The following is a 21,874-nucleotide window of genomic DNA, read 5'->3' as shown; positions in this document are numbered from 1 at the left end:
GTTTATAAAAGAGGTGTAATAATGTTATCAAGTATAGGAATTCCAGGATTAATATTAATATTGGTTATAGCGTTGGTGATTTTCGGACCAAAGAAACTGCCGGAAATTGGTAAAGCTGCGGGCCAAACCTTAAGTGAATTTAAAAAGTCAACAAATGATCTTACAAGTGATGTAACAGAAGAAATAAAAGAAACAAAAGATATCGTTCAAGGTAACGAATCTAAATAAGATCTTGGGGAGTGAAAGATAATGTTAAGCAGTATTGGTGTCCCTGGGTTAATTTTAATTCTTATTGTCGCTTTAGTCATATTTGGTCCCTCCAAATTACCTGAAATTGGTAAAGCTGCGGGCCAGACCTTACGTGAATTTAAGAAAGCAACCAATAATATTGCATCGGAAGATAATACATCAAAAACGCAAGATAATAATACATCAACTAAAAATTGATGCGGTGTGAAGGTGTAAGGGACGTAGCCTTGCATCTTCTTTTACGTTATTTGACTGGGAGTGTGAAACAATGGCTGACGAACATATACATGAAGAAGATAAAGAAATGAACCTTACTGGGCATTTATCCGAATTGAGAAACAGATTGATTGTAACAGCTATTTTCTTTATTATATTTTTCGGTGTCGGTTTTATTTATGTTGAATACATAATAGAATTTTTTACAAAAGATTTAGATACTACCTTAACCCTTATAAGCCCCGGCGAAATCATTTGGGTCAATTTCTCCATGGCCGGGTTAGTTGCAATTGTGGCGACACTCCCGCTATTAACAGTCCAGGTTTGGCTGTTCATAAAACCTGGTCTAACACCGAATGAACGGAAAGCCTCGTTAGCTTATATTCCTTTTATCTTTCTTTTGTTTATCGGCGGATTAGTATTTGGTTATGTTATGTTTGTGAAATTAATTTTTCCTTTTTTGCTCAATCTAAATGCTGGAATGTTTACGGAGATGTTCACGGTTGAAAGATATTTTAAATTTTTATTACGTATAACCGTTCCATTTGCTGTGATTTTTGAAATACCTATTATTGCTATGTTTTTGACAAGTTTAGGTGTATTAACACCTGATTTCATGCGGAAATCGAGAAAGTATGCATATTTTATATTGATTATTGTTGGAACAATGGTTACACCACCGGATTTAATCATGCCGATTATTATTGCTATACCATTGGTTTTGCTATATGAAATCAGTATTTATCTTTCTGCAACTGTCTATCGTAAAAAACAGAAAAAACATGAAGAATTTATGAACAATGATAGCTTGACGTGATGGAGTGAGTAAATTGAAATTTTTTTATCAGTTTCTAATGTCATATAGGGGAAACAAGAATCCAGATGATTACAGTCGTTTGGCTGATTGGGCTTTTTTTGATCATAGCTTCCCCAAACATTCAAAAGACTATGATGAAATAAGCAGGTATCTAGAGTGGAACACGCCTTTTGCGAACGCATTGATGGTATTCGACGACCTTTGGGATATATATAAAGAAAAAGAGAACTAGCAATAGCCCTGGATGTATTTCCATGGCTATTTTTTTCATAAATAAAAAAGGCTGAAGATCCTAAAAATCTAAAACAATCATCAGTACTTTGTTTACTGTCAGAAAAAATTAAACAAACGTTTGATCAATTATCAGATACCTGATGGAAAGCTGCCATAACAGTGGTCAAGGTTAGTAATTATTTCATAAGTATAGATCAAAATACAGTAATTTATTTATAGCTAATTTACAAAAAAGAGAACATTATCAATCTGATCATTATACAGTTACTTTCATTTTTCATTCACTTTCGTCAAAAACAGCGTTATAAAAGTAGTTAATTGTTACTATATGCGGTTGCCCGGGAAATAATCGATTATTTTATTTGCTTTAATAATAAAGCTCTAAAGTACTTGTGCCTATACGCTTTTTCATTATGTACATACAATATCGTAACGGATTGTTAATAATAAGGAGGAGTATGAGTATGTTTCCGACACAAGGTAACAGAGATTTTCATCCCAGCCAATGGCAACAGCCTGATAATAATTTTTTGTTTCCGAACCAACGTTTAAACAGGTATCCAAATACAAATAACAGAAAAAGCGTACGTCCAAAACAATTACAAGATGGACTTATGAACAGGGGAGTTGATGGTGTATCGAAAACATTAAATAATGTTCAACAGGTTTTAAAGGTAGTTCAAACCACTGCTCCAATCATAGAGGAATATGGACCGATGGTTAAAAATCTTCCTGCAATGTATCGAATGATGAAAGCATTTAAGGAAATTGAAAATACAAGTGATATGCCAGACACAAATGATATCCCGGAAAAAGAAGAAAACTCTCTACAACAAGATGAAACCATAAAGGATATTGGAAAGCATTCTGAACAAAGTAGCGGAGATGGAACTTCCAGTCCGAAACTATTTATCTGAATATAAGTCTCACAGCTTGATTTTTTATTGAATAAACGGAAAAATAGAGGTAAGCATGAAGTATTGGAGGTATTAATTATTATGACAGCCGAAAAAGAAATCGCAACGTTTGCTGGTGGATGCTTTTGGTGTATGGTAGAGCCGTTTGACGAGCGTCCAGGCGTTATTAGTATTGTTTCAGGTTATACGGGAGGAACAGTAGAAAATCCGACGTATGAAGAAGTTTGTTCAAATTCTACAGGCCATGTTGAAGCAGTACAAATAACATACGACCCGAGTATTATGTCATATAAGCAGCTTGTTTCTACATTTTGGCAGCAGATTGACCCCACAGATCCCGGGGGACAATTTAATGACAGAGGAGAGTCCTATCAAACAGCCATTTTTTACCATAATGAAGAGCAAAAGAAAATTGCTGAAAAGTCAAAAGAAGAATTAGGAGCAAGCAGAAAATTTTCTAAGCCGATTGTCACTGAAATTTTACCTGCTAAGCCATTCTATGTTGCCGAAGATGAACACCAGGATTACTATAAGAAGCAATCTTTTCATTACCGTTTATATAAAAAAGGATCGGGCAGAGAGGATTTTATAAAAAACACATGGGAGGAAAAAATGGATAAATCAAAATTACAAGAACAACTATCGCCAATACAATATCATGTTACGCAAGAAAATGGAACGGAAACGCCATACCAAAATGAATACTGGGATAATTTTGAAGAAGGAATATATGTTGATATTGTTTCCGGTAAAGTATTGTTCTCTTCAAAAGATAAATTCGATGCTTCCTGTGGTTGGCCAAGCTTTACAAAACCGATCGACAATTATGAGGTGAAAGAAAATACGGATACAACACATGGCATGATACGAACCGAAGTAAGAAGTAAAGCTTCCGACTCCCATCTTGGCCATGTATTTGAAGATGGACCAAAGGAAGCAGGGGGATTACGTTATTGCATGAATTCAGCAGCAATGCGATTTATTCCTAAAAATAAAATGACTGAAGAAGGCTATGAGAAATATTTATATTTGTTTAAAAAGTAAGTGAGCCAAAAATAATAAAAAGTTGTTAAATCAGTTACTCTTCAAAAGAAAGAAGGAAAACAAATGATCCACCTCAACTGGGAGAACACAAAGACAATCAAACAAATAGAATGTGTACATGCAAATGCAAAAAAATTCGTGGTTGATAATAAATTAACGCCCGGGGAAAAATATGAGGTTAAAAATGAAACCGATGAATTTTATTTTATTATAGACAATAGTAATAGAATCGGGGGATTCCTTAAAGAGTATTTTAAGGAAATAAAATAACAGGGGAGGACAACCCTGTTATTTTTTATACATGAACTATTCTCTATTCTGTAGATTGATGTTATAATTTATTTACTATTTCGAAATCAGTTTCAGCTGATTAAATTCAAGAAGAGGGGATGATTCACAATGAAAAAAATTTATTTTGTCCGTCATTGTACTGCTGATGGCCAACACAAGGATTCACCACTGACAACGATTGGTATAAGACAAGCTTATCTTCTCTCAGAATTTTTCAGTGAACAAAATATTAAGTTTGATAAAATAATCTCAAGTCCTTATCTACGCGCTATTGAAAGTATTAAACCATTTGCAGAATTAGAAGATATAGAAATCAATATTGATGATCGGCTTACAGAACGGATATTAAGTGAAGATCCAGTTGATGATTGGATGGATGTGGTCGAACATTCCTTCTATCATCGAGATTTTGCTTTACCAGGTGGCGAATCTGCCAATGAAGTCATTGCTAGAGCAAACATTGTGATGGAAGACATTTTTTCAAGTAAAGAAATAGAAAATATTATTATAATAAGCCATGGTAATTTATTGGCTTTATTATTAAACCAATATGATCCAGATTTTGGATTTCAACAATGGAAAGAACTCCGAAATCCGGATGTGTTTCTAATTAATTACCATAATGATTATTTTTCCCTGGAGTGCTTATGGAATGTTTAGAATCATACGCACAAGTTTACCAACAGGATTCCCAGACTCTCTTCATACATTTCCGGGAATTATTCGATACCAAGTGGGTTTACACTCGCTATCGAGTTCTATAGTAAATTCAGATCTTCTGTAATTTCTAATAAACCAATCTTTATATAGCTGTTAATATATTGAATAGGTATATATCCCAACGAGCATAGTCATTCACAATACTCGCTGATTCCCCTAGTAAAAGCGTGATTCCAAATGATTGACTATATACCATAATGAATCCCTTACGTATAGAAATTTCCATGTTTCTCTCACATCTTCTCCTACGAAAATTAAATTCTATAACAGACATTGAAATAAATGAATAATTTATTTTTAGCAGGAACTAAGGTATAATAAATAATAGAAGGTAGATTAGTTAAGTACGATTTAGAAGGAGGAGATTTACTTGGCATTTGTAATTACATCACCTTGTAAAGATGAAAAATCAGGAGAATGTGTGGAAGTATGTCCTGTTGATTGTATAGAGGAAGGGAAAGATATGTTCTACATCGATCCGGATATTTGTATTGATTGTGGAGCATGTGAAGCCGTATGTCCTGTTGAAGCAATCTATATGGAAGATGAGGTTCCTCAGGAAGAGAACGAATATATTGCGTTAAATCAAAGGTTTTTCGAAGAACAGTAGGAGGAATGCCGCTAACCAATTTTGGTTAGCGGCATTTTTTAGTAATAAGAAAGCATAAAATTTTCTTACTGTATAAGTTCAGGCTAAGCTTTTGCCATAAAAATTTGGCAGCTGTTTATTTTATGGAAAAATCTTTATATCCTTTGTTTTCTGTATAAGTGTTTATTTTGATATGATCAACTTGAATAAATTGGTTGAGTCCTGTTTTCAGTTCTTCGACATATGAATAAGTTTGCTTTTCCTCACCTTCTACTACCATTTCCACTGAACCATCTAATTTGTTTTGTACCCAGCCGGTTAAATCATATTCCAGTGCTTTTTGTTGAGCCGTGTATCTAAATCCAACCCCCTGAACACGTCCGTATATTACCAAATGTTTATTCAAACAATCACCTCATAAATTTATCTTACTTTCTATATAACCCTGGTGTGGTTATTTAAAACTAAACGCAATGCATTAGACCAAATACATATTTTCAGCTTCAAAGATAATAATATGTACAGCACAATCTAATAAGGAGCGATTATAAATGAATGAATCTAAAATCCCACAATACCCAGAACCTTTCTGGCGTGATTCCGTTAAACTACCTTCCTTTCCAAAACTTGACAAGTCACTTCATGCCGATGTGGGGATTGTTGGCGGTGGCATTACAGGAATAACAGCAGCTTACTTGCTATCGAAACAAAATTTGAAAGTAATATTGCTTGATGCCGGAGAAATTCTAAACGGTACTACCGGACATACCACTGCAAAAGTAACAGCCCAGCATGGACTTATATATGATGAATTGATCCAGCATTTCGGTATAGACAAAGCATCACAATATTATCAAGCATCTGAAGAAGCCAAGCGATTTATTAAAGAAACAATCGAGCAACATCATATCGATTGTGACTATAAAGAAGAAGATGCCTATATCTATACGAATGCAGAATCATATATTCAACGTTTGGAAAATGAAAAAAAAGCCTATGACCAACTTAAAATAGATAGTGAAATTGCCGATAAGATGCCATTTAATGTACCATTAAAAGCAGCATTAAGTATGAAAAACCAGGCAAGATTTCATCCTTTGAAATATTTAAAAGTCCTTACTGAAGAAAGTATTAATAATGGCGCACAATTTTATGAAAAAACTATTGCAACAGACGTGGAATTTAATGAAAAACCGAGTATTTACATAAAGGATGGTCATCGTGTTACATGTAACTATATAATTTCTGCTTCACATTTTCCGTTCTATGATAAGGAAAGTTTTTATTTTACTAGAATGTATGCTGAACGTTCTTATGTAATCGGTTTCAAATCTACAAAAAAATTTCCCGGAGGTATGTACATCAATGCAGAATCACCGACTAGATCCATACGAAAAGCGGATATGAATGGGGAGGAGCTCTGGATTGTAAGTGGGGAGAATCACAAAACAGGTCAAGGTGAATCAACAATCACTCATTATAATGAATTAAAAGAATTTGCAAAGAAGTATATTAGTATTAAGGATTTTTCCTATCGCTGGTCAGCCCAAGATTTAACAACTTTAGATAAAGTACCGTATATTGGGCCTATCACAAAAAACGAGGATAATATCCTGGTAGCAACAGGGTTTCGCAAATGGGGCATGACAAATGGAACGATCGCTGCAACTATACTAACGGATAATATTTTAAATAGAGATAATCCCTATAAAGAAGTATTCATGCCATCAAGATTTCAGGCAGATCCAGCTGTAAGGAAATTCACAAGAATTAATGCGGATGTAGCAAAGCATATGATTAAAGGTAAGCTGGAAAACACTAAAAGTAATATTAATGAGCTTGCTGGTGATGATGCTACTATAACACGGATCAAAGGTAAACGCACAGGCGTATACAGAGATACAGACAGAAAACTTCACATGGTTGATACGACCTGTACACATTTAGGATGTGAAGTCGAATGGAATTCTGGAGATCGTACGTGGGATTGTCCGTGTCATGGATCGAGATTTTCATATGAAGGTGATGTAATTGAAGGTCCAGCAAAAGAACCGTTAACTAAAATTGAAAATGATTAACTATAATAACTAAAATAAAAAAATTACGCTATAAATTTTTATACTGTTTATGGCGTAATTTTTTTATTTTATCTCACTATCACAAGTATACTTTAATAATGAGACGGGAATTACCTCTAATTATATAACTTCCTATAATAAATATTATGTAAACTAGAAAATATTTAAAAATGGAGGGGTGCATTAGAAAATAGTTTTACACTTCCCTCTCTGTTTCCAAACTTTTTTCTCCTGGTCTTTATTTCAACATTAAAATTAATAGACCTTTAGATAAACAAATCATTCTATAACTTGTTTATCAATTACAAAATTTTTTCAGTTTTAATTCCATTAGTTCTAATTCCGTCTTGAATTTCCTGTACCGACATCACTTGTTTTAAATCTGATTAATATAACTTTTATAAAAGATTTTGTGTAATCAATCGGTTATTAAAAGTAATTGGTTTTAATTCCCTTAAATTCAAGTTGCACACATAAATTATAAAATCCATAGCAAACCCCCACCTTCATATCAGATGGGGGTTATGCCTCTTACTGCTCATCAAATAAATCCATGCTCAAATATCGTTCTCCTGAATCAGGGGCAATACATACAACCTGTTTCCCTTCTCCTAATTTTTTTGCAACCTTAATGGCAGCAAAAACTGCCGCCGCGCCTGAAGGGCCAAGAAATATCCCCTCAATCTGTGCGAGTTCTCTTAAGATATTTACAGCATCATCGTCCTCTATTTGAATAATTTCATCGTAAACGTCAGTATTTAAAATTTCCGGTACAAAACCCGGGCTTGTTCCTACAAGCTTATGCTTTCCGGGTTTTCCTCCTGATAGAACTGGAGATCCTTTTGGTTCGACAACTGCAATATGTAATCCAGGTAATTTTTCTTTTAAAGCTTCGCCTGTACCAGTTACAGTTCCACCTGTGCCGGCAGTACAGACAAAGGAAGCAAGTTTTCCGTCCATTTGTTCATAAATCTCAAGTGCAGTTGTTGTTCGATGGATATCAGGATTTGCTGTATTTTTAAATTGTTGAGGAATGAAGGATCCAGGTATTTCTTTTTGCAGCTCAAGCGCTTTATTTATCGCTCCAGGCATTTTCTCATCGCTTGGAGTTAATACGACTTCTGCACCATAGGCTTTTAAAATGTTTCTTCGTTCCATGGTACTGTTATCAGGCATAACCATTATTGCATGATACCCTTTTGCTGAGGCGTTCATGGCTAAGCCTATCCCGGTATTTCCGCTTGTTGGCTCAATGATTGTGTCCCCTGGTTTAATCAGTCCCTGTTCTTCTGCTACCTTAATCATATTATAGGCTGCCCGGTCCTTTACGCTTTTGCTTGGATTAAATGCTTCCAGTTTAATAAAAACATCAGCTGCCCCCTCAGGAACAAGCTTATTTAATTTTACGATAGGTGTATTGCCAATTAATTCTGTTATATTATTGACTACTCTCATGTAAAACTTTCATTCCTTTCCTTTATTACTATTACTGTGTGGTTTATTTTTTATAAAATTTTTACTGTTTTCAAGATTGGGGTTGATTTTTACAAGCTCATCAATGAACTCCTTTTCATTGCGGGGGGAGATAGAAATAATGTTATATCTTCCGGCATAAATTTCCAGTCGATGGATCGATAATGCAGGTGCAGCAAATATATTTTTCACCTTTCTAATCTCCAAAATATCCTCAATTTTAACTTTCAAACGGAGCGGTCCATATCTAACCTTGATTTTATTTCCTTCTATCTTATATCCGGTACTAAACCAAAACCATAATAAAAGCAGAGAAAGTGGTAACACAAACAATACTCCTGATAAATATCCACTCAGGAGAGGTACCAGAATACCTATGAGAGCTATTCCCCATATCAGCAGCGTAATCCACGTATCTTTTCTTGACTGGAAATACATTATAAAATCTCCTTACCGTGTTAGTAATCCAATTATATCTCAAAAACGGGAATATACCAACATATTTTATCGGAATAAGGAAGCTTCATCACTTGATACAGTTTCCTTATTAGATATCCTTAAGAGTTATTGATTGTCTTTAATGCCTTAACTTCCGTCCTTCCACTCACAATCGAATTACTTAAAAATTAAATCATTAACTGATTAATCCGCCGATCTAATTGTTTGATATAGTTTTGACTTAAAACGCCCCTGGCACCACGAATAATTTCGGTTGCATAGCGGTTGGTAGGTTTCGTTTCCTTACTCTTGCTGACACCTATAAATGTAATTGCCTCTATTATTTCACCGTCATGGAGCTTGAGTTGGACGATGGCTGGCCGATAAGCATTACTGTAAACACCTTCTCGTTCATATAAATAATCGACAGCTTCCAAAGGGACTTTATAAACAACACCTTCTACTATTTCTCCCCTCGACTCAATCAGGTCAGCTTTCCCGCCATCTGAAGAGTCCCTTGTGAACCGAAATCCGTGGTCATCCAAAACACCTCTGCCAGTGATTGCTTTAAAGTACTTATCAACCTTAGCTAATTTAAATCGTTCATCATCCATACACGAACCATAGGCAAAGTAAAATATTTTTTCATGCTTTAGGTAGTTATAAACCTTCCAATTGCCAAAGGGAACAACCTTATTGGAATTAGCAGGAGTGACTCTGGTTGTATAAGTTACAACCTGTAAAGCTTCATTCATGTCGTTATATGCAGTTGCTGCTGTCCTTTCAGTTTCTTTATAGCCTTCAAGCTTATTTATTTGTTTCAATTGTTCACCAGTCACTTCGTAAATCTCTCCGTATATTTTTACTTTATCATCCTGTTTCATCACCGGATATCCTCTATTTGTATCAAATAATTTCCCATATATCCAAGCGTGCTGATATCTGCATATTGCGTCTTTTAAGAGCGAATGATTTCTTTCTCCTTTTAATAATGTTCCATATACAAAAATACAACTCATCATATCCTCCTCTTCTTTACCATTTGTTTGGGTAATTAAATGTCTTTTATTGAATTTACATGGAAAAACCAAAACAGTCAAAACCGGAAAATATATACCCCTCTATATTTTGTATATACCCCCACTATGTATTTCATAAAATGGCCAGGGTATATACATATACGCCCATCCCGTATAAAGCCTTTTTGTGAAATGGCTCTAAATATGGGGGAAACCATATATAAATCAAGAGTTCTCATTTAGGGTTGATTCATTATCCTGGTACATATTCGGAGGGGTATAAGAATATTAGTGTTCCCCCTTGTTCATAGATCTTTATCATTTGAAGTTGTTAATGTGAAATTAAAAAAGCTCCTGCACATAGTTACGTGCAGGAGCTCTATACTTCATTGCAAGGGCTAATGATTATATCAGGTTGGCAAGATTTTTAAATTCCAGTTCGGCAAACTTTTCTCCAACCTTAGATTTGTCATATTTCCATAATGCGGTATCCAGTTCACAAGTAACCGGGACATCACATTTAATTTCCGCGAGTGAACGTGATAAATGAAGCATATCAATATTCGATTTTATCTTTGTTTGTACCCCATTTGGCAGATTTTCAATGTTTTCAAGCAAATTATCGATATTCTCATATTCCCGAAGAAGTTTTAAGGCTGTTTTTTCGCCTATTCCTTTTACACCTGGGTAGTTATCTGCCGAATCTCCCATTAACCCTTTTAAATCTATGATTTGTTCAGGTGTTATCCCTTTCTTCTCAAAAAAGTTGATGTGATCATATATTTCATAATTACCCTGGCCTTTTTTCATAATTGCAACCTGTATTCCCTCATCTACCAGTTGCAGAATATCCTGATCACCGGTCAGGATGATAACGTCATTATCAGATCCGTACAGCTTAGCTAATGTGCCAATACAATCATCAGCTTCAAAATTTTCCAATCCTATATTCGGCATATTAAAGGCCTCGACTACTTCTTTAATAAGGTCGAATTGCGGAATTAGTTCTACAGGCGGTTCATCTCTGTTCGCTTTATATCCCTCATACATCTCTGTACGGAATGTTTTACTACCCATATCCCAGCAACAGATAATATGACTGGGTTGAAATGTATCGACTGCATCCAAAAAATAACGCATAAACTGATATACACCATTTGTGGGAATGCCCTTGCTTGTTTTCATATAATTTCCCCTGAAAGCTGTAGCAAAAAAACCGCGGAATAATAAGGCCATTCCATCAACTAACAAGACTCTTTTTCTTTCCATTTATTGCACTTCCTTTATATCATGTTTATCTATAATTGAATCCAATTCCTGTTGTTTTTCAGATAGACGTATCATATCGATTGGCGCATTCATCATTTCCAGATAGCTGTTAATATGCTGTTGTATATGTTGCACTGCTTCTCTTCTGATATCCTCGATGATAGCTTCCCATTGACTTAAATATTCTGTACTCATAATCGTCTTATTGTCTTCCAAATACTGTTTTGCCTGGGGTTCTAAGCCACTAAAAATATTTTCTTTCATTAATTCCTTCTCATTCTTAACAAAGAATGCTTTTGTTCCATTAAATTTAGCAAGTGTCTGATTGAATTCAGAGGTATCCATTTGTTTGAAAGCTTGTTCATATACCGGAGTTTCAACTGCTGAAGGTTCAAATTCTGGAAAAACAAGCGTCTCATCGATCTTTTTTTCCTGTTGTTGCATATCATCATACACTTCAGTTGCCTGTAGATGAATGAACTTTTCAACTCTTAACGAAACAGCCTGAATTTCCTGAAGTAATTCAAAACCAACATAATCAATAAGGTTCTGCAGACTAGTTCTCAATTGCGTCTGTGCCTTTCTGCCTGATTCCGTTATTGTAGTCGGATTGAAGGTTTCCTTAAACATATCATGATATCTGATGGTTATTCTTTCCAACACATAGAATAATTGTTTCTCTATTTTTTGTTCGATTTGTTCAATATAGACATGTGTTTCCAATGTTGCAATATTTTCCTCTAATAATTCTTTTTTGGATAATAGATCACGCTGTTGTTTTTCTTTTTCTTTCTCATTCATGTTTAATGCTTCTATATAATGACGCATTGTCTGTTGAACACGTTTTATATCCCATAACGTAGATTTAACGGTCAGTGCTGCCAGGTCATTATGAATAAATTGATAAAATCCCTCTTCGAAATGCTGCATGTTTTCATTCAGTACTTGTTTATCTTGTTTATTTTGTAATGATTGTTTACTTGAAACCGGGTATAATCGTGGGAATCGGATTCCTAATTGAATTAATTGTTCCTTCACATAATCGGTAACTAATTTTAGTTCCTCAAGATTTGCTGCCAAATCAGCAGCGTTGACAATGAAAAACATCTTATCCAGTTCAAACGCCTCTTTCACACGCCCTAATTGCATGAGAAAGTCTTTATCTGCCCTGGATAGTGCATGATTATAATAAGTGACATACAGGATGGCATCAGCGTGTTTAATATATTCAAACGCCACATTTGTATGACGGGCATTCACTGAGTCAGCACCAGGTGTATCAACGAGCGTAATCCCCTGATCCGTCAGTGGAGAATCATAATAAAGATCGATAGATTCAATATAGCACGCCTTTGTTTCATCCGTTACATATGCTGCAAATTCCTCTAGTGTGATTGTTATTTTTTTTCCGATATACGTTTCATTTTCCTGAAAACCAGCAATCATTGCTTTCAAATACGTCTGGTACATTTTATTTAATTGATCATCCTGATGAATTTCTTTCTCTTGAATCCACTGCAATAATCCGGAAAAATCTGTTTCCATCGGTGAAAAATTCTTCGTAATCATGAGTAAATCGTTTTTCAATGTTTCATGATTTTTCAATGTAACAACAACAGTCCCGTGCGGATTTGATTTAGTTGGAGGACAAATACGATTGACTGCAGCCGTTGTCGGATTAGGAGACACAGGTAATACACTTTCTCCGAGTAAAGCATTCGCAAACGATGATTTACCTGCACTGAACGCACCAAAAAGCGCGATTGTATAGGAACGGTTTGTTAAACGGTGGTGCTTGCTCTCAAGATCCTGACTAAATGCCTGAAACCCAGGTAAATCTTCAATTATTTGAAGTGTTTGATCGACACTTTCGGTTACTCTTTGTATTGAATCGGTTTGTCTCATCTCTTCTTTTACTGGTTCATTTTCCACCTGATCGATTGGTTTTGGAATATCCTCCTTGCAGGTTTGTTCAAAATGATCTGCAGCAGGTACAGACTGCTCTTTTGATTCAATCTCTCTTTGGAGTAGTTCCAACCATTCCTGATCCATCACGGCAGAATCAAGCTGATTATCTATAAAGCTATATTTCTCATCTAATTCAATTCGAAGAGAATCCTGCTTTGCTTTCAGCTCACGGGCTTCCTGAAGCTGTGTAAGCTGCTTCTCGTATTCCTCGATCAATTCTTTATTTTTACGCGTTAAAAACCGATGAATAGTTTCATAGAGTTGAAGTGATTCTCGTTTATACTTACTCTTAATATCAGCGGCCAGATCATTTGTATAATTTAACACATAATCCCCATTTACCTGTGCCCCTGGTTTAATTAAATTTAACAGATCTTTCTCTGTGTATGTGACCGATAACTCCTGGACCTGTTTTTGAAGCTTTGGTTCATTTATATCATAACGTTTTAAGATGTTAATAAATTTGTCCCTTAATTTCCATTGGACAGATGCCTCTATATTCTCCTGTAGGGATGATAAAAGGGCTGATGCTCTACTTTCTCTTTCTTCTGCAGTCCGTTTTTTCGATCCAAATAAACCGATTTTAAAGTCACTTTTCTGTGATTCCAGAAATTTTTGAGCTTTGTCCCGTAAACTGGATGGCATCAGATAGGCATTTTTTAAAGTGTTTTTCAGTTCATTTGTAAAGGCTTCCTTCATTTCCGCTGGTTCATCAGTAAGCAGTTTTACTTGAGATTCAAGTTCTTCTATTACCCCCAAACTACTTTGATTCACATCATTATCTGTTTGATGCACCGACAACTCATCTTCAAATTGCAGCTTTAAAAAATGTTTATGTTCATTTACGATCTGGTTTACCGCGTTATCTATATTGAAGTAAAATGCTTTCTCACTCTCCATTATCGAAAAGAGTGTACGCTTTATTTCGTTGAATTGATTATATTCGGTATCAGGATAAAGGATAGAGGAATAAAAAATCTCTTCTGGATTTAACCCCCATAAATCAAATGTTTGAACAACACTACCATTAAACATTTCAAATGCTATTTCTGATTCATCATGCTTATCAACTTGATTAATAATCACATAATATGGGATTTTTTTCTTTTGAACGGACTTTAAAAATTGTAGATTAACCTCTGATTGAACGTGGTTATAATCCATTACATAGTACAATACATCAACCAGATGCATAGAAGATTCGGTCATTAAACGATCAGCATCATCTGCAGCATCAATTCCGGGAGTATCCATAATAGATGCCCCTGCAGGTAAAAGGTTCTTTGCGGTACTAATCTCAATTTTTTTAATGGCATCTTTATCTTTCGAATATTCCTTTATCATATCTATATCGTAAGGCTCTTGATATTCTACAGGCAGCTGATGTTTGAAAAATACCCGTGCTACACCTTCCCCGGAGTTAATTTTTACTACATTTGCACTTGTCGGGATTGGGCTCTTGGGTAAAATATCTTCTCCTAAAAGTGAATTTATCATGGATGATTTTCCAGCAGAAAAATGGCCTGCGAAACTGACTATCAATTCTTCTTTCTGATTTTTTTCAAACATTTCCATGATTTTTGTTGCGTTAATTGGATCTTTATTTTCAGTCATAGCTTTATGCAAGGCTACTAAATCTTTTGATTTCGTTTGAGGTTTATTTATATCTTTTAATAGCAAATTGGTCATTTCCCTTCACAATTAACAATTCTAAGGTTTATTATACGAGAATAACCTTGCTTTTTCTACCTTGTCATGTAATTAAATTACACTTCTGATTCATCGATTAAATGAGAAGTAATGTACTGTATTACATCACCGCGACTTACAACACCAACTATATGATTACTGTTATCAACAACCGGAATCTTTTTTATATGATACTTCGAAAAAATATCTAATGCTTTTTCTATATTATCTTCAGGTTTGACGGACTGGATTTTTTTGGCTCTCATTATTTCTTTTACCTGACGCGTCATGGAATATTTTAAACGGTGAGCAAGATCTTCTTTTTCATTGACTAAAATAAGGGTGAACATATCATAGACAGTTCTTCCTTGTGGCTGTAGGTATCGAATAACATCACCATCGCTGATAATACCCAGTAATGTATGATCATCACTGGCCACTGGAACTCCCCCTATTTTGTTGGATACAAGGATTTCCAATAATTCTTTTATTGTCATTTCTTCTTTCACACTAATTACATCCTCAATCATAAACTCTTTGATTTTCATTATTTCCCTCCGTATCCTGATTAACATAATATTGTTATAGTTAATTGGATTAATTATATCATAGTAGAACATCTCTTAACCGCAAAAAAAGCTTTGGTATTATATTTATACCAAAGCTTTTTCATCCTTTAAACTGGATAGACACCATGTTTTCTTTGTGTAAAGTTAACATTTTTCGCTTCATATACAGAAAAACGGCGCGTTAGTTCATCTCTTAAATTTGCCGGTTCCACGACAGCATCAATAACCATTTCCGATGCAAGACGATAAATATCGATTTCATCCTTATACTCATCTTGCTTTTCTTTTATGAATGTATCTCTATCTTCTTCGGGAAGTTCTGCAATCTTATTTGCATAAACAGCATTTACAGCCGCTTCCGGTCCCATTACTGCAATTTGTGCAGTTGGAAGAGCAATACAGCAGTCCGGTTCAAATGCCGGACCGGCCATTGCATACAATCCTGCTCCAAATGCTTTTCTAACAATAACTGAAATTTTCGGAACCGTTGCTTCACTCATTGTTGCCAGCATTTTAGCCCCGTGCCGAATAATACCAGCCCGCTCGACATGTGTACCAATCATAAATCCTGGAACGTCTGCCAGGAACAATAAAGGAATATTAAACGCGTCACATAACTGAATAAACTTTGCAGCTTTATCAGCTGAATCCGGAAATAGTACGCCACCCTTCATCCGAGGCTGATTTGCAATAATTCCAATTGTTTTACCATCTATTCTTGCAAGTCCAGTAATTAATTCTTTAGCAAATTTCTTTTTTATTTCGCAAAAGCTGTCTTCATCAATGATTTGGCCAATAACATCATACATATTGAAAGGAGCGTTTGGATTCTCGGGGATTAAATCTGTAATTGATTTCTCAACTGCTTTTATTTCTTTTGGTTCAACTTTATCAGGCTTTTCTCTAAAGTTAGCTGGAAAATATGTTAAATAGTTGCGTGAATATTTGATGCCCTCTTCCTCGGATTTTACTAATACATCACCAACACCGGATACTGAGGTATGCATTTTAGCTCCACCCATTTCTTCAAGACTGACCTTTTCCCCGATAACTTTTTCAGCCATCCTTGGCGAGCCCAAGTACATCGATGCATTTCCATCAACCATGATAACAATATCACAAAAAGCAGGTATATACGCGCCTCCTGCAGCGGACGGCCCGAATAATAAACAAACCTGTGGGACCCGGCCGGATAATTTGATTTGGTTATGAAAAATTCGTCCTGCTCCTCGACGTCCTGGGAACATTTCAATTTGATCTGTAATTCTAGCTCCAGCTGAATCAACCAAATATAGAATTGGGATTTCCAGCTTTAATGCGGTTTCCTGAATACGAATAATCTTTTCCACCGTTCGTTTACCCCATGATCCTGCTTTTACAGTGGAATCATTTGCCATAACACATACGGATTGTCCATTAATTTTGCCAATTCCTGTTACTACTCCATCTGAGGGCAATGAATCATCCATACAGTTTGCAAAAAAAGCATCTTCTATATTTACACCCTCATCAAATAGTAATTCTAATCGTTTGCGAACAAAAAGCTTACCTTGTTCCGCGTTCTTTTCATGATATTTCGTCTTGCCACCGTTTTCTATTCTCGAAATTCGGTCTTGTAAATTTTCTACATAAGACATAGTCTACCTCCTGCTAAAAATCCCTCAATTTAACAAATTCATCGAATAAACCCTCAAGCGAAGGTCACCTGTTTCCACAAGCCCCTATGTAATGCTCCCTCTGCTGTCACTGCTTTGGTTGTACAGGTTACCTTGTTGATTTCAATCAATTATCGCAATTATATCGCCTTCGTTGACAAAATCTCCTTCAGCTACTTTTATTTCTTGTACTGTTCCATCATCTTCGGCAGCTATAGGGATTTCCATTTTCATTGATTCAAGAATAACGATATCCTGATCTTCCTCTACACTTTCTCCTTCGCTTACAACAATTTTCCAGACATTTCCTGCCATACTTGCTTTAATTTCCTGCATTATAATTCCTCCTCATTTTGTTTTTTGTTTAGGTGAATAATGATTCTCGACAAATGCTGTGGTAGTATTTCCTTTTTGGAAGTGTTCATTTTCCAGTATTTGTAACAACATCGGTATATTTGTTTTAATTCCTTCCACTTTATACTGAAGGAGTGCTTCTGTTAGCGATGCTATTGCTTCGTCTCTTGTTTTTTCTTTTACAATTAATTTTCCAATCATCGGATCATAAAACGGTGTCACATCATAATTTTCCGTTACGGATGTTTCATTTCGGATATTAGCACCGGTTGGCGTTTCAAATAATGAAATATGTCCAGGTGACGGGAAAAAGGTGATAGGATCCTCCGCATAAATTCGCACTTCAATGGCATGCCCATTGATTTTTAAATCATCCTGTTTTATTTTTAATCGATTACCATCAGCAATATAAATTTGAGCTTCTACAATATCCAGACCCGCTATTTCTTCTGTAATTGGATGCTCTACTTGAATTCTCGTATTCATTTCAAGGAAATAAAAATTCTCACTTGCGTCAACTAAAAATTCAATGGTGCCTGCATTTGTATAACCCAGCGATTTCGCTGCACTGATTGCTGCCTCACCCATGGCTATTCTCGTTTCCTCTGAAATGAATGTTGATGGAGCCTCTTCAATAACTTTTTGATTTCGACGTTGAATGGAACACTCTCTTTCAAATAAATGAACAACATTGCCATGATGATCCGCCAGCAGTTGGATTTCTATGTGTCTGGCATTCTCTATTTTCTTCTCCATAAACATAGACCCATCACCGAAAAATGATAAGGCACGCTCGGAATTACTCTCAAAAGCCTTTGTTAATTGTTCATCTGATTCGACTACTTGCATGCCAATACCGCCACCACCGGCAGATGCTTTTAACATGATCGGGTAACCAATCGTTTGGGCTATTTCAACAGCTTCTTCAACAGATGGTATGGCTTCATCCGTTCCTGGAACAATAGGTACTCCTGCATTCTGCATCGCTTTTCTTGCAGCGATTTTGCTTCCCATTTGTTTCATCACATCACTAGAAGGACCGATGAAAACCAGATCTTCTTCTCTGCATCTTTGAGCAAATTGATCACTTTCACTTAAAAAGCCATACCCGGGATGAATTGCATCAACGCCTGATTCTTTAGCAACAGAAATTATTTTTCCCATATTTAAATAGCTATCATTCACTCGAGGGGGTCCAATCAAAAAACTTTCATCGGCCATTGTAACAAAAGGTGCATGTTGGTCTGCCTCTGAATAGACTGCAACACTTTGAATATTAAGCTCCCTGCAAGTCCGGATGATTCGAGCTGCAATTTCACCACGATTTGCTATGAGTATTTTGTTAATCATAAACTCTCCCCTTATTTTGAAGTTGTCTCGATTGCTTGTTCCCTCAGTTTGAATTTCTGGATTTTCCCACTTGCAGTCATTGGATATTCATCGACAAAATCAATATACATTGGAATCTTATGTCTGGAAATATTCCCTTTACAAAAATCCCGGATTTCTTCTGGAGTCGTTTGTTTATTATCTTTCAAAATAATCGAAGCCAAAATTTCTTCCCCATACTTTTCATCTGGAATCCCAATGACTTGAACATCCAATACATTAGGATGCTGATATAGAAATTCTTCTATTTCACGTGGATAGACATTTTCTCCACCACGTATAATCATATCTTTCATTCGCCCGGTAATCTCAAGATAGCCATTTTCATACATGACAGCTAAATCTCCAGTATGAAGCCAATCATCTTCATCAATCGCTTCATTTGTTGCTTTTTCGTTATTATAATACCCCTTCATGACATGATAACCTCGAGTAAGCAGTTCCCCTGGTAATCCAGTCTCCTGTTGATTATTTGTTCCTGGCACAACTACTTTCACTTCGACATTCGGATGTGGTTTGCATACTGTACTTACTTTCAATTCGATTGGATCATTTGTTTTTGTTTGAGTTATGACAGGTGATGATTCTGTTTGTCCATAGGCAATTGTAATTTCCTTTGCACCCATTTTATTCATAACATCTGTCATTACTTCCATTGGACATGGAGACCCAGCCATTATACCTGTTCTTAGATTTGATAAATCATAATCATTAAAATCAGGATGATTCAACACAGAAATAAACATTGTCGGCACACCATGGAGACCGGTACATCTTTCTTCCGATATAGCCTGTAATACTTTTTCAGGGTTGAATTGTTCCAAAAGCACCATCGTAGTACCTTTCGAAACTGCAGCTAGTACTCCTAAAACACAACCAAAGCAATGAAAAAATGGAACTGGAATGCATAATTTGTCTTCATTTGTCAGCTTCATACAATCAGCAATTTGGCTTCCATTATTTACGATATTATGATGTGTTAGCATAACCCCCTTGGGAAAACCAGTAGTTCCAGATGTATATTGCATATTAATTACATCATCATAATGTAATGAGTATTTACGTTGTGCTAATTCTTCTGTGCTGACTTCATTCCCTCTATCATGTAATGAGTATTTACGTTGTGCTAATTCTTCTGTGCTGACTTCATTCCCTCTATCTATTATTTCCTGCCATGTAAAGGCATATGGATAATCCTTCTCCCCAATCACAATTATATTTTTTAAATTAGGCAGTACATCTGATTGCAGCCGACCTTTTTTAGCATCCTCAAGCTCGGGACACACTTCTTTTAGAATATCCAGGTAGGAACTTCCTTTATAACTTTCCGCCATTATTAGAGTAGTCGCTTCCGATTGCTTTAAAAGATATTCCAATTCCTTCGCTTGATAACTGGTATTTACCGTAACGAGTACCGCACCAGTTTTTCCTGAAGCAAATTGGGATGTCAGCCATTCAGGTTTATTATCAGCCCAAATCGCAACATTTTCACCCTTTTCAATACCTAAAGACATGAATCCTTTAGCAGCCTGATTCACCATTTCATCAAACTGTTTATAGGTTTTTCTTAAATTTAACTCTGGGTAGACGACTGCTTCATGATCGGGATATAAATTCACCTGTTCTTCTAACAATTCACCAACAGTTAACGTATTAAGAGACATTTATTTTCCCCTTTCGCTTTTTACTAACAACCTAGTTGTCTAGCAATCACTAAACGCTGAATTTCAGATGTTCCTTCACCTATTTCCAATAGTTTTGCATCACGTAAATACCTTTCTACTTCATATTCACGCATATACCCATATCCGCCATGAATTTGAATAGCCTGATTCGCTGTACGAAAAGCGGTTTCTGTAGCATAAAGCTTTGCATAGGCCGCCTCTTTGCCAAATGGCTTGTCATTATCTTTTAACCAGGCTGCTTTATGCACCATGTTTCTGGCAAGCTCAACTTCCATAGACATATCTGCAAGTTTAAATTGAATGGCCTGGAAACTGGAAATTGGTTTCCCAAACTGTTTTCTTTCTTTCGCATAACCTAACGCTTTATCCAATGAGCCTTGAGCAATCCCTAAACCGAGAGCTGCAATGGAAATTCTTCCACCATCCAATGTATACAGAAATTGCTTAAAACCTTTGTCAGGATCACCTAATAGATTTTCTTTTGGTACACGTACGTTTTCTAACACAATTTCTGCCGTATCAGATCCGCGTACTCCCATTTTGTCATAATTGCTGGTTATTTTTACTCCATCTGTATCTGCTGGGACGATAATTGCTGAAATGATGTTTTTCCCGTTCTCATTTTTACCAGTAACGGCGGTGACAATAATTGTTTTGGCAAAGCTGGCGTTTGTAATAAAACATTTTTCACCATTAATCACATAGTCATCACCATCCATTGTAGCAGTTGTCTTTGTTCCACCAGCATCTGAACCAGCGTTAGGTTCCGTCAATCCAAAAGATCCTAATGCCTTTCCTTCAGCTAATGGTGTTAAAAACTCTTCCTTTTGTTTCTCTGTGCCAAAATAATAGATTGGACTGGCCCCAAGTGATACAGCTGCAGCATAGCTGAGACCGGTGCTTCCACATACCCGTCCAATTTCTTCAACTGCTAAGGCGTATGAAATCGTATCTCCACCTGAGCCGCCATAATTCTCGGGAAAAGGAATCCCCAGTAATCCCAGTTCACCCATCTGAGTGAAGATATCAACTGGAAATTTTGCTTCTGTATCAATTTCAATAGCTCTGGGTTGTATTACTTCATCCGCAAATTCTTTCACCATTTTTTTTATCATAAGCTGTTCTTTTGATAATTCAAAATTCATGATATGCCTCCTGTGATTTACAACGTAAGACCGACTGGTTGGTCTGACTCCATCATAATAATAGAA

Annotated in this window: 22 protein-coding genes; 10 read left to right on the top strand and 12 right to left on the bottom strand. The window is 35.9% G+C overall.

Annotation, left to right across the window (positions count from 1 at the left end):
- Positions 1-21 precede the first annotated feature (21 nt).
- The 9 genes from ACZ427_RS07965 to ACZ427_RS07925 all read left to right on the top strand — a co-directional run bounded on the left by ACZ427_RS07965 (position 22) and on the right by ACZ427_RS07925 (position 5,098).
- On the top strand, positions 22-228 hold the full coding sequence (locus ACZ427_RS07965; protein ID WP_461179502.1) for a twin-arginine translocase TatA/TatE family subunit: 207 nt from the start codon (positions 22-24) through the stop codon (positions 226-228).
- Positions 229-249: 21 nt separating this feature from the next.
- Complete coding sequence (locus tag ACZ427_RS07960) at positions 250-447, top strand: twin-arginine translocase TatA/TatE family subunit (protein WP_461179503.1); 198 nt, start codon at positions 250-252, stop codon at positions 445-447.
- A 70-nt stretch (positions 448-517) separates the two neighbouring features.
- Positions 518-1,282, top strand: coding sequence for a twin-arginine translocase subunit TatC (gene tatC, locus ACZ427_RS07955; RefSeq protein ID WP_461179504.1), 765 nt, complete (start codon positions 518-520; stop codon positions 1,280-1,282).
- Between the two features lie 37 nt (positions 1,283-1,319).
- On the top strand, positions 1,320-1,514 hold the full coding sequence (locus tag ACZ427_RS07950; protein WP_464883580.1) for a YozE family protein: 195 nt from the start codon (positions 1,320-1,322) through the stop codon (positions 1,512-1,514).
- 466 nt (positions 1,515-1,980) lie between these two features.
- Positions 1,981-2,433, top strand: coding sequence for a VrrA/YqfQ family protein (gene vrrA / locus ACZ427_RS07945; protein WP_461179506.1), 453 nt, complete (start codon positions 1,981-1,983; stop codon positions 2,431-2,433).
- A gap of 81 nt (positions 2,434-2,514) precedes the next feature.
- Positions 2,515-3,477, top strand: a complete 963-nt coding sequence (msrA, locus tag ACZ427_RS07940; RefSeq protein WP_461179507.1) for a peptide-methionine (S)-S-oxide reductase MsrA — start codon at positions 2,515-2,517, stop codon at positions 3,475-3,477.
- Positions 3,478-3,540: 63 nt separating this feature from the next.
- The gene (locus ACZ427_RS07935) at positions 3,541-3,747 is read left to right on the top strand and encodes a DUF6501 family protein (RefSeq protein WP_461179508.1); all 207 of its coding nucleotides are present in this window, start codon (positions 3,541-3,543) and stop codon (positions 3,745-3,747) included.
- 129 nt (positions 3,748-3,876) lie between these two features.
- Complete coding sequence (locus tag ACZ427_RS07930; RefSeq protein WP_461179509.1) at positions 3,877-4,428, top strand: histidine phosphatase family protein; 552 nt, start codon at positions 3,877-3,879, stop codon at positions 4,426-4,428.
- Between the two features lie 430 nt (positions 4,429-4,858).
- Positions 4,859-5,098 (top strand): indolepyruvate ferredoxin oxidoreductase subunit alpha, encoded by a 240-nt coding sequence (locus tag ACZ427_RS07925; protein ID WP_461179510.1) that lies wholly within the window; start codon positions 4,859-4,861, stop codon positions 5,096-5,098.
- A 115-nt stretch (positions 5,099-5,213) separates the two neighbouring features.
- Here ACZ427_RS07925 and ACZ427_RS07920 read toward each other — a convergent pair whose 3' ends face one another.
- Positions 5,214-5,483, bottom strand: coding sequence for an acylphosphatase (locus ACZ427_RS07920; protein ID WP_461179511.1), 270 nt, complete (start codon positions 5,481-5,483; stop codon positions 5,214-5,216).
- Between the two features lie 145 nt (positions 5,484-5,628).
- On the opposite strand from ACZ427_RS07920, the gene ACZ427_RS07915 reads away from it, so the two are divergent.
- Positions 5,629-7,155, top strand: a complete 1,527-nt coding sequence (locus tag ACZ427_RS07915; protein WP_461179512.1) for an FAD-dependent oxidoreductase — start codon at positions 5,629-5,631, stop codon at positions 7,153-7,155.
- A 531-nt stretch (positions 7,156-7,686) separates the two neighbouring features.
- Here the strand turns inward: ACZ427_RS07915 and cysK are convergent.
- The 11 genes from cysK to ACZ427_RS07860 all read right to left on the bottom strand — a co-directional run bounded on the left by cysK (position 7,687) and on the right by ACZ427_RS07860 (position 21,808).
- Positions 7,687-8,610, bottom strand: coding sequence for a cysteine synthase A (cysK, locus tag ACZ427_RS07910; protein WP_461179513.1), 924 nt, complete (start codon positions 8,608-8,610; stop codon positions 7,687-7,689).
- A gap of 9 nt (positions 8,611-8,619) precedes the next feature.
- Positions 8,620-9,066, bottom strand: a complete 447-nt coding sequence (locus ACZ427_RS07905) for a PH domain-containing protein (RefSeq protein WP_461179514.1) — start codon at positions 9,064-9,066, stop codon at positions 8,620-8,622.
- Between the two features lie 188 nt (positions 9,067-9,254).
- Positions 9,255-10,085: a gamma-glutamylcyclotransferase family protein gene (locus ACZ427_RS07900; RefSeq protein WP_461179515.1), complete on the bottom strand. Its 831-nt coding sequence runs from the start codon at positions 10,083-10,085 to the stop codon at positions 9,255-9,257.
- A 405-nt stretch (positions 10,086-10,490) separates the two neighbouring features.
- Entirely contained in the window at positions 10,491-11,354 is an 864-nt protein-coding gene (locus tag ACZ427_RS07895) for a 5'-3' exonuclease (RefSeq protein WP_461179516.1), read from the bottom strand.
- Positions 11,355-14,936: a dynamin family protein gene (locus tag ACZ427_RS07890; RefSeq protein WP_461179517.1), complete on the bottom strand. Its 3,582-nt coding sequence runs from the start codon at positions 14,934-14,936 to the stop codon at positions 11,355-11,357.
- 152 nt (positions 14,937-15,088) lie between these two features.
- Positions 15,089-15,559, bottom strand: a complete 471-nt coding sequence (locus tag ACZ427_RS07885) for a CBS domain-containing protein (RefSeq protein WP_461179518.1) — start codon at positions 15,557-15,559, stop codon at positions 15,089-15,091.
- Between the two features lie 128 nt (positions 15,560-15,687).
- Positions 15,688-17,217, bottom strand: a complete 1,530-nt coding sequence (locus tag ACZ427_RS07880) for an acyl-CoA carboxylase subunit beta (RefSeq protein ID WP_461179519.1) — start codon at positions 17,215-17,217, stop codon at positions 15,688-15,690.
- Between the two features lie 141 nt (positions 17,218-17,358).
- Positions 17,359-17,571 carry an acetyl-CoA carboxylase biotin carboxyl carrier protein subunit gene (locus ACZ427_RS07875; RefSeq protein ID WP_461179520.1) on the bottom strand — a complete coding sequence of 71 codons (213 nt, stop codon included), beginning with the start codon at positions 17,569-17,571 and terminating at the stop codon, positions 17,359-17,361.
- Positions 17,572-17,583: 12 nt separating this feature from the next.
- Entirely contained in the window at positions 17,584-18,939 is a 1,356-nt protein-coding gene (locus ACZ427_RS07870; protein WP_461179521.1) for an acetyl-CoA carboxylase biotin carboxylase subunit, read from the bottom strand.
- An 11-nt stretch (positions 18,940-18,950) separates the two neighbouring features.
- Positions 18,951-20,642, bottom strand: coding sequence for an AMP-binding protein (locus ACZ427_RS07865; protein ID WP_461179522.1), 1,692 nt, complete (start codon positions 20,640-20,642; stop codon positions 18,951-18,953).
- Positions 20,643-20,665: 23 nt separating this feature from the next.
- On the bottom strand, positions 20,666-21,808 hold the full coding sequence (locus tag ACZ427_RS07860) for an acyl-CoA dehydrogenase family protein (RefSeq protein WP_461179523.1): 1,143 nt from the start codon (positions 21,806-21,808) through the stop codon (positions 20,666-20,668).
- Between the last annotated feature and the right edge of the window lie 66 nt (positions 21,809-21,874).

This window comes from Virgibacillus ainsalahensis, from assembly GCF_055380755.1.
This window is presented reverse-complemented; position numbering and strand designations above follow the sequence as displayed.

What these genes read in the sequence shown, in the direction of transcription:
- ACZ427_RS07965 (WP_461179502.1), top strand. Translation starts at nt 22, where the DNA reads ATGTTATCAAGTATAGGAATTCCAGGATTAATATTAATATTGGTTATA.
- ACZ427_RS07960 (WP_461179503.1), top strand. Translation starts at nt 250, where the DNA reads ATGTTAAGCAGTATTGGTGTCCCTGGGTTAATTTTAATTCTTATTGTC.
- tatC (WP_461179504.1), top strand. Translation starts at nt 518, where the DNA reads ATGGCTGACGAACATATACATGAAGAAGATAAAGAAATGAACCTTACT.
- ACZ427_RS07950 (WP_464883580.1), top strand. Translation starts at nt 1,320, where the DNA reads ATGTCATATAGGGGAAACAAGAATCCAGATGATTACAGTCGTTTGGCT.
- vrrA (WP_461179506.1), top strand. Translation starts at nt 1,981, where the DNA reads ATGTTTCCGACACAAGGTAACAGAGATTTTCATCCCAGCCAATGGCAA.
- msrA (WP_461179507.1), top strand. Translation starts at nt 2,515, where the DNA reads ATGACAGCCGAAAAAGAAATCGCAACGTTTGCTGGTGGATGCTTTTGG.
- ACZ427_RS07935 (WP_461179508.1), top strand. Translation starts at nt 3,541, where the DNA reads ATGATCCACCTCAACTGGGAGAACACAAAGACAATCAAACAAATAGAA.
- ACZ427_RS07930 (WP_461179509.1), top strand. Translation starts at nt 3,877, where the DNA reads ATGAAAAAAATTTATTTTGTCCGTCATTGTACTGCTGATGGCCAACAC.
- ACZ427_RS07915 (WP_461179512.1), top strand. Translation starts at nt 5,629, where the DNA reads ATGAATGAATCTAAAATCCCACAATACCCAGAACCTTTCTGGCGTGAT.
- cysK (WP_461179513.1), bottom strand. Translation starts at nt 8,610, where the DNA reads ATGAGAGTAGTCAATAATATAACAGAATTAATTGGCAATACACCTATC.
- ACZ427_RS07905 (WP_461179514.1), bottom strand. Translation starts at nt 9,066, where the DNA reads ATGTATTTCCAGTCAAGAAAAGATACGTGGATTACGCTGCTGATATGG.
- ACZ427_RS07900 (WP_461179515.1), bottom strand. Translation starts at nt 10,085, where the DNA reads ATGAGTTGTATTTTTGTATATGGAACATTATTAAAAGGAGAAAGAAAT.
- ACZ427_RS07895 (WP_461179516.1), bottom strand. Translation starts at nt 11,354, where the DNA reads ATGGAAAGAAAAAGAGTCTTGTTAGTTGATGGAATGGCCTTATTATTC.
- ACZ427_RS07890 (WP_461179517.1), bottom strand. Translation starts at nt 14,936, where the DNA reads ATGACTGAAAATAAAGATCCAATTAACGCAACAAAAATCATGGAAATG.
- ACZ427_RS07885 (WP_461179518.1), bottom strand. Translation starts at nt 15,559, where the DNA reads ATGAAAATCAAAGAGTTTATGATTGAGGATGTAATTAGTGTGAAAGAA.
- ACZ427_RS07880 (WP_461179519.1), bottom strand. Translation starts at nt 17,217, where the DNA reads ATGTCTTATGTAGAAAATTTACAAGACCGAATTTCGAGAATAGAAAAC.
- ACZ427_RS07875 (WP_461179520.1), bottom strand. Translation starts at nt 17,571, where the DNA reads ATGCAGGAAATTAAAGCAAGTATGGCAGGAAATGTCTGGAAAATTGTT.
- ACZ427_RS07870 (WP_461179521.1), bottom strand. Translation starts at nt 18,939, where the DNA reads ATGATTAACAAAATACTCATAGCAAATCGTGGTGAAATTGCAGCTCGA.
- ACZ427_RS07865 (WP_461179522.1), bottom strand. Translation starts at nt 20,642, where the DNA reads ATGTCTCTTAATACGTTAACTGTTGGTGAATTGTTAGAAGAACAGGTG.
- ACZ427_RS07860 (WP_461179523.1), bottom strand. Translation starts at nt 21,808, where the DNA reads ATGAATTTTGAATTATCAAAAGAACAGCTTATGATAAAAAAAATGGTG.